We start from the raw sequence: 7680 nt of genomic DNA, 5'->3' as shown, positions 1-7680 counted from the left end.
TCTAGGGCCCATCCCCAACCCCGTCAAACGCAAATTTCACTTTTATGGCAATTTTTGCAGGCTGGCGGCTACAAGGCTCCTAGACCGCCCTATCCCTGGTTTCTGCCCCTCCTGATGGGCCGGGTTGTGCAACTCCTCGGCCCGGTACCGAGGTAGAGACCGCTTCGCCTTATTCGGACGCCAAACGAAAAACAAAAAAGCCGGCGCACGCTAATTGCGTACGCCGGCTTTAACTTCTGCCCATCCGACATCGGCCGGACAGGAATTACTTGCGGAGCGTGAGACCGCCACCGAAGCGCTTGTTGAAGCGGGCGACCTGGCCACCAGTGTCGAGCATGGTGCCACGACCGCCGGTCCACGCCGGGTGCGCGAGCGGATCGATTTCGAGCGTCATCACATCGCCTTCCTTACCCCAGGTCGACCGGGTCTGGTACTTGGTACCATCGGTCATCTGGATCGTGATCATGTGATAGTCGGGATGCGTATCGGCCTTCATCGTATGTCTCCGGTATAAACGGCTGGTTCCGACCAGCCTAAAGCACGGCGGGCCCGTACACACAGCGACGCCGTGATGCAAGCTAGCCCCCCATTTCGGCAATTACGCTTTAGGCGGATCGGCGATCATCGCGGTAAAATTTGCTTCCGCCACCAGCTGACCGTCAACCAGGGCGCGCCCTGCGAATTTACAGACACTTGCGCGCTTCTGCACGAACGTCACGTCAAGCTGAAGCAAAACACCAGGCTCAACCGGCTTGCGAAACTTCGCGCCGTCGATCGCCATGAAATAGACAAGTTTTCCCGAACCCGCGAGACCGAGCGATTCGACCGCCAATATGCCGGCGGCTTGCGCCATCGCCTCGACGATCAGCACGCCGGGCATAATTGGCCGGCCGGGAAAATGCCCCTGAAAGAACTGCTCATTCATCGACACCGCCTTGATGGCGCTGATTGATGTGTCGGGGACGAGATCCACGACACGATCAACCAGCAACATCGGATAGCGGTGCGGCAATGCCGCCATCACCCGGCCGATATCGAGCGGTCCGCTCGATCGACCGGGCGCGGCGTCAGCCACGTCGACGTTCACGTTATCCGTGCTCACCGACGATATTCTCAGCGGCCCTGCAGCGTCGTGCGCGCAGGCGTCGCGCGGGCGGGTGCCGCTGCGGCAGGGGCGGCTGCCCCACCCTGCTGGCCCTGCTGGTTCGGCTGCCAGCCGGCGGGCGGCGTGATGCCAACGGTCGGGACGAGACGGTCGAGCTCGGCCGTGATCGACGCCGTGATATCGGCAGCCGGCTGTGCGAACAATGCGGCATCCGGACGAAGCAGCAGGGTCACGTTCTTGGCGCGGACAGCATTGCTGACCGCATCGCCGAGCTTCGCCTGGATTTGTTCGATGACATATTGCTGGGCGCGCTGTGCCGGCTGGGTCAGACGAGCCAGTTCCTGGTTTGCCGCGGTCTCGCGTGCCTGGATCGCCTGCGCCTGGCTCTGGAGCGACGCCGCATTCGGGGTCGGCGCGCGCTGTGCGGTCTGGAACGCGGTCACGAGCGGCTGGAGTTCGCGGGCGATCGCCTGGCGGCGGGTCTCGGCCTGGTCGAGCTGTGCCTTGTAGGTCGTCTCGATCTGGCCACGCGCGGTGGTCCAGGCCTTGGAGCCTGCGATCGCGCCCTGCGGGTCGGCGACCGCGATACCAGAAACCTGGGCCTGCGCCGGTGCGACGATCGCCGCCGGTGCGAGCACGGCTGCGGCGAGAAGAAGCGTCTTGAACGTCGTCATCAGAACTGTGTCCCTACGTTGAAAGTAATAAGCTTGGGGTCATCACCCGGCTGCGTCAGGATGGCCTTGGCGAGATCGATACGCAGCGGGCCGAACGGCGAATTCCAGTTCACGCCGATACCCACCGACAGACGGGGCCGCGGCGAGTTGCCAAGGAACGTCTCCTTGAACGGCGCGATCGCGCTGGTCGCGATGACATTGGCTTCGGCGCCCGAGCAGGCCCCGCCGAGCGTATCGGAATAGCCCGCCTGACACGTCGTCGCCCGCTGCGCCGTTTCGGTGGCACCGGTCGGCGTGTAGGTGTTGAAATAGAGCTGGCGGCCTGCGCTGTCGAACAGCGGCGTGTTGATCGGCAACACGGTGACATTGCCGGCCGCGTCGACCGACGTTGGGAAAACCGCGGTTGGCAATGGCTTGGTGATGCCGAACAGGCTGCCGATCTGCGCGTAGATGGTCGGGCGAAGCCCCAGTTCGCGCGCGCCAGAGCCCAGCGGAATCTCGATTTCGGCACGAGCCAGATAATAAGCCCGGCCGCCGAGCGCGTCGTCGACGATCTGATTGCGATCGGTCACCACGGTCTGCGTACCATCGGCCGCAGTGACATATTGCTGGCGCAGGACCCGCGGACCGACGCCGCGAATGTCGAAACCACGGAATTGCGGCTCGCCGAGATAGAAGCGGTCGGTGATACGGACGCGATCGACGCCTTCGCCACGGCTCTTCTCAAGCGAGTGGATATAGCCGCCCTCGGCGATGATCGAGCCGATAAAGCCGCTGCCGAGGTTCCAGAACTTCGATCCTTCGGCGCGCGTACGGATATACTTCACGTCGCCGCCCAGACCGGCAAAGTCCTGGCTGAACGAGAAGCGCTGCCCGGCGGTCGGGCGCAAACGGCTGTTCAGCGTATCGTAGATCAGCGAATAGCCGATCGACGACGTCCAGCGATTGCCGAGTGCTTCACAGAGGTAGCGCCCGGCCTTGAGCGGGTCGCAGACGCCGTTGGTGAAATAGGAGGCCTGATCGAGGCCGACCTCGTCATAGGACAGGCCGTAGCGGCCCGACAGCGACCAGAACTCGGTCAGCGGCACACCGGCACGGATCTGGAAACCCGTCGAGACCTGTGAATAGGTCGTCTGGCGATCGTTGCCGACATAGTTGAACGAATTGTAATCACGCCGGAATATGTCGCCGCCGAGCGCGATGTTCTTGTCGAACAGATAGGGCTCGGTGAAGCCAAGCTCGATCGACTTGGAATAGCTCGAATAGTTCACGCCGGCGCGCAGTTCCTGGCCCTTGCCGCGAAAATTGCGCTGCGTGATGTTCGCCTGGATGATGAACCGCTCGAGGCTCGAATAGCCCGCCGACAGCTGCAATTCGCCCGTCGAGCGCTCTTCCAGATTGGTTTCAAGGATGACGCGGTCAGGCGCGGAGCCTGGCGTCTGCTTGATTTCCATCTTGTCCTGGAAATAGCCGAGCGAGTTGATGCGATCCTGCGAGCGCTTCACCTGGAAGCTGTTGAACGCGTCGCCCTCGGCAAGACGGATCTCGCGACGCACGACCTTGTCCTGCGTCTGCGAATTGCCGTTGATCTCGACCCGCTCGACATAGGTGCGCTTGGCTTCGGCGATGTTGAAGTTGATACCCATGGTCAGGGTATCGACGTCCTTCTGGAACTCCGGGTTCACCTCGGTGAACGCATAGCCGAAGAGGCCCGCGGTCTGGCTCAAATTGTCGACCGAATCCTCGACGAGCTTCGCGTTATACCACTCGCCCTTCTTGAGCGGCAGCGTCGAGGCGAGCTTCTTGTTGTCGAAGTCGCGGATCTGGCTGTCGACGGTGACGTCACCGAATTTGTAGCGCTTGCCCTCCTCCACCACGTAGGTGATGATGAAGTCCTTCTTGTCCGGCGTCAGCTCGGCGACCGCGGACGTTACGCGGAAATCGGCATAGCCCTCAGTCAGGTAGAACTGGCGCAGCTTCTGCTGGTCGTAGCTCAGACGATCCTGGTCATAGCTGGTCGCCGAGGACAGGAGGCGGAAAAGCCGTGCCTGCTTGGTCGCCATCTGGCCGCGGATCTTGTCGTCCGAGAACACTTCGTTGCCGAGGATGTTTATCTGGCGGACCTTGGACTTCGGCCCTTCGCTGATCTCGAACACGACATCGACGCGGTTCTGGTCGAGGTTGACCATCTTCGGATCCACGACCGCGGCGAAGCGGCCCTGCCGGCGATAGAGCTCGATGATCCGTGCGATGTCCTGGCGGACCGCGGTGCGCGTGAAGATCTGCCGCGGCGCGAGCTTGATCTCCTTGGTGATCTTGTCCGCCTTGAGCGCCTTGTTGCCCTCGAGGATCACGCGGTTGATGATCGGATTCTCACGAATGCGCAGGACGATATTGCCGTCCTCGACCCCGGCGATCGAGTAATCCGCGAACAGGTCGCTCGCCTGCAGGTCCTTGAGCGCCTGGTCGAGCGTTTCCGCCGTGTACGGGATGCCGACGCGGAGTTTGGTGTAGCTCAACACGGTCTCGGGCTCGATGCGCTGCGAGCCTTCTACACGCAAAGTCTTGATCAGAGTCTGGGATACAGGCGCCGCTACGGGCGTTGTAGGAGCAGATGCAGGGGCAGCCGCCTGTGCACGCGGCGGACCGGATCTTGCCTGAGCCGCAGGCGCGGCGCCCGTAGGCGCCACCTGTGCCCAGACCGGCGCGCCGGACAGCATCGTACCTGCCAGGAGCAGGGCGCCGTTACGCGCCAAAGTGTAACCGTTGATTGCTGTCACCAAACCCACCCCAAGAAACTTGCATACGCAAGGGCGCGCCCGCCCTGCCCTAACCGCGTCAGCCGATCAAGCCGGCCAGATTCTTCCACAACCCGAAATTGCCGAGATCGTTGAAGGTCACGAGAAGCATCAGTGCGAGGATCGCCGCAAGCCCGCCGCGATACGCCCATTCCTGAACGTCGGGACCGACGGGCTTTCGCCGGACTGCCTCTATCGCATAAAATAGCAAATGTCCGCCATCAAGCATCGGCACTGGCAGCAGGTTGATGAACCCCAGATTGATGGACACCAACGCAATCAGAAAGACATAGGCATCGAGGCCGAGCGACATCTGCTCGCCCGAGACCTTGGCGATACTGAGCGGTCCGCCAAGCTCCTTGACGGAGCGACGGCCCGAAATCACCTGGCCCAGCGTCTCGACCATCATCGAGACGATCTCGCCCGTCCGCTTCACCGCGACGGCCGGTGCTTCGAGCAAACCGACGCGAACGACGATGGGTTTGCCACCGGCGATCCCGAGCCGGCCGATCCGATATTCATTCCCGAACCGGTCGCGCTGTAGCTCGGTACCGATCACGACATCGCGCGATACCAGTCGTCCATCACGCAGTACATCAATGCGGGTGCGTTCTCCCGCACGGATGCGGGCATAGCGTGCCATGTCGTCGAAGGTTTCGACCGAACGCCCGCCCAGCGCAGTGACCCGGTCGCCCTGTTGCAGACCGGCGAGTGCCGCCGCACTGCCCGGAACGGTCGCCCCGATCACCGGCGGCATCCGGACGTCGCCATAAGCGAGCGCGAATCCGGCGAGGATGACGATTGCGACGACGAAATTGACCACCGGACCTGCGGCAACGACAATCGCGCGCTGCCAAACCGGTTTCGACTGGAATGTCCGCTGACGTTCGTCGGCAGGCAAGGCGAGCCATTCGGCGGAAGGCTGGCTTGCCGGGGTCATGTCCCCGGCGAATTTCACATAACCGCCAAGCGGCAGCCAGCCGAATTTCCAGCGTGTGCCGCGACGATCGGTAAAGCCCGCGATCTCGCGTCCGAACCCGATCGCAAAGGCGTCGGCCTTGATCCCGAATATCCGTCCAGCAAGATAATGGCCCATCTCGTGAACGAACACGAGCGGTCCGATGACGAGCATAAAGGACAGGATCGTCAACAGGATACCGGGCGTTTCGATCAAACCACGCAATCCTTCACACGCTCGTTCGCAAGGCGCCGCGCGTCGGCGTCGATGGCCAGAACGGCATCGACGCTATCCGGTGCGGCCGGATCGTAGCGTATCAGCGTATCCTCCACGATTGCGGCAATTTCGAGGAAGCGGATCCGGCGGTTGAGAAAGGCTTCGACCGCCACCTCGTTCGCCGCGTTGAGGATCGCCGGGCGCGCCCCGCCCGCGTCCAGTGCTTCGCGTGCCAGCCGCAATGCGGGAAACCGCACCGGATCGGGCGCCGCGAAATCGAGTCGGCCGATGCCCACGAGATCGAGCGGCGCCATCGGCGTCGCCATCCGGTCGGGCCAGGCCAGGGTATGTGCGATCGGCGTGCGCATGTCGGGCGGGCCGAGCTGTGCCAGAACCGAGCCATCGACATAGTCGACCAGGCTGTGAATCACCGACTGCGCATGGATGACGATCTCGATCCGGTCGGGAGCGATCGGGAACAGCCGGGCGGCCTCGATCAGTTCGAGCCCCTTGTTCATCATCGTCGCCGAATCGACCGATATCTTCGCGCCCATCGACCAGTTGGGATGCTTGACAGCCTGTTCGAGCGTCACGCCGCGCATCTTATCGGTCGTCCAGTCGCGAAAGGGCCCGCCGCTGCACGTCAGGATGATCCGCCGCACGCCTTCGGGCCGCGCTGCATCAAAGCATTGGAAAATCGCGTTATGCTCGGAATCCGCCGGGAGCAGGGTCGCCCCGGACCGCGCAGCTGCGCGCAAGATGACGTCGCCCGCGGAGACCAGCGGTTCCTTGTTCGCGATGACGACCGTGCCGCCCTGCTCGATTGCCGACAGGACGGGCTTGAGGCCTGTACAGCCGACGATCGCGCCCATCGTCCAGTCGGCGCCCGATGCGGCGGCCTCGGCGATCGCGTCCGCACCGCCGCCGGCGCGGACACCCGTTCCCGCCAGTGCCGCCTGCAACTCTGGCAGGCACTGCTCGTCGGCAACCACCGCGAATTCGGCGCGGGTCCGGATCGCGGCCGCGGCGAGCCGCGCGACGTCACAATTCGCGGTCAGCGCGACGACGCGAAAACGATCGGGCTCGCGTTCGACGAGATCGAGCGTCGACGTACCGACCGACCCGGTCGCACCGAGAATCGTGACGCTTTTCATGAGTATAAGCTCGGCAACATGATGAGTAACGCCGCGACGGGGGCGACCGGGACGAGCCCATCGAGACGGTCCATCACGCCACCATGCCCGGGCAGCGTATTGCCGCTGTCCTTGACGCCTGCGACGCGCTTCAACCAGCTTTCGTACAGGTCCCCCATCTGCGCCAGCGCCGCGAGAAACGGCGTGGCGAGCGCAAGGTGGAACGGCAGCGCATATTCGACGTGAAGGATCGCCGCGACGATGCCCGCGAGCACCACGCCGCCAATCAGGCCCGACCAGGTCTTGTTCGGGCTGATCACGGGTGCAAGCTTGGGTCCGCCCAATGAGCGTCCGGTGAAGAACGCGCCGATATCGCACGCCCATACCAGCGACAGCGCCCAGAGGGTCAGGAGCACGCCGTCCTCCTGACGCCGGATGATCATCAGCGCGAGCACGGGCAGCCCGCAATAGATGATTCCGAGCGCCAGCGGAGGCTTACGCGTGGTGATAACGACGAAGAACGCCGCCCCGGCAAGCAGGCCCAGCGTGAAGAAATCGTGCACGACGAGGATCAGCGAGGCCGGCGCCATCAGCGCGAGCGGCACGGACAACGCGAACTGCGTCATACGCCTGGTTTTCGCGTCGGCCCCCTGCAGCATCGCCCATTCGGCCATCATGAACAGCGCGGCCACCACGCCCAGCAGCCAGAAGGCGATGCCGCCCAGCGTCAGGGCGATGCTCGCGACGACGATCATGCCGACACTGGCGATCATCCGGAGCTTGAGGTTGGATGGTG

At 63.4% G+C, this 7680-nt stretch carries 7 protein-coding genes; all 7 read right to left on the bottom strand.

Going from position 1 to position 7680, the window contains the following annotated elements:
- Positions 1 to 265: 265 nt before the first annotated feature.
- The gene (gene rpmE, locus IFS44_RS10760; protein ID WP_031393312.1) at positions 266 to 496 is read right to left on the bottom strand and encodes a 50S ribosomal protein L31; all 231 of its coding nucleotides are present in this window, start codon (positions 494 to 496) and stop codon (positions 266 to 268) included.
- A gap of 102 nt (positions 497 to 598) precedes the next feature.
- Positions 599 to 1087, bottom strand: a complete 489-nt coding sequence (gene fabZ / locus IFS44_RS10755; RefSeq protein ID WP_342366403.1) for a 3-hydroxyacyl-ACP dehydratase FabZ — start codon at positions 1085 to 1087, stop codon at positions 599 to 601.
- A gap of 26 nt (positions 1088 to 1113) precedes the next feature.
- A complete protein-coding gene (locus IFS44_RS10750) occupies positions 1114 to 1779 on the bottom strand; it encodes an OmpH family outer membrane protein (RefSeq protein ID WP_192098422.1) in 666 nt (221 codons plus the stop codon).
- Positions 1779 to 4499, bottom strand: coding sequence for an outer membrane protein assembly factor BamA (bamA, locus tag IFS44_RS10745; RefSeq protein WP_192098448.1), 2721 nt, complete (start codon positions 4497 to 4499; stop codon positions 1779 to 1781). The genes IFS44_RS10750 and bamA overlap by 1 nt, the downstream gene beginning before the upstream one ends.
- 118 nt (positions 4500 to 4617) lie before the next feature.
- Entirely contained in the window at positions 4618 to 5751 is a 1134-nt protein-coding gene (gene rseP, locus IFS44_RS10740; protein ID WP_037533274.1) for an RIP metalloprotease RseP, read from the bottom strand.
- On the bottom strand, positions 5748 to 6905 hold the full coding sequence (locus tag IFS44_RS10735; protein WP_192098421.1) for a 1-deoxy-D-xylulose-5-phosphate reductoisomerase: 1158 nt from the start codon (positions 6903 to 6905) through the stop codon (positions 5748 to 5750). The genes rseP and IFS44_RS10735 overlap by 4 nt, the downstream gene beginning before the upstream one ends.
- Complete coding sequence (locus IFS44_RS10730; RefSeq protein WP_031394215.1) at positions 6902 to 7657, bottom strand: phosphatidate cytidylyltransferase; 756 nt, start codon at positions 7655 to 7657, stop codon at positions 6902 to 6904. The genes IFS44_RS10735 and IFS44_RS10730 overlap by 4 nt, the downstream gene beginning before the upstream one ends.
- Positions 7658 to 7680 lie beyond the last annotated feature (23 nt).

Source organism: Sphingomonas sp. CFBP 13706 (assembly GCF_014842355.1).
Taxonomy (GTDB): Bacteria; Pseudomonadota; Alphaproteobacteria; order Sphingomonadales; family Sphingomonadaceae; genus Sphingomonas; species Sphingomonas aerolata.
Note: the sequence above shows the minus strand (reverse complement) of the source record. Positions and strands in the feature narration are given on the sequence as shown.